Consider the following 268-nt stretch of genomic DNA (forward strand, 5'->3'; position numbering starts at 1 on the left):
GGGTAAGGGCGTGCCGATCATGATCTCGCTGTCCGGCGAGGCGAAGCCGACCCGCAAGGGCACCCTCGACTTCGTCGACAACCGTGTCGACAACGCCACCGGCACGATCCTGCTGCGCGCCACGGTCCCGAACGCCGATCAGTTCATCAAGCCCGGCCTGTTCGGCATCGTCGCGATGCCGGCCACCAAGCCGTTCCAGGGCGTGTTGATCCCCGACGAGGCGGTCGCCGCGAACCAGGACAAGCGCGTCGTCTACGTGGTCGGGCCC

1 pseudogene is annotated in these 268 nt (G+C 67.9%); it reads left to right on the forward strand.

What is annotated here, in order from left to right:
- A pseudogene (locus tag HWD93_RS18440) lies at positions 1-268 on the forward strand (efflux transporter periplasmic adaptor subunit); the annotation flags it as partial.

Source organism: Curtobacterium sp. C2H10, assembly GCF_025407985.1.
GTDB lineage: Bacteria > Actinomycetota > Actinomycetes > Actinomycetales > Microbacteriaceae > Curtobacterium.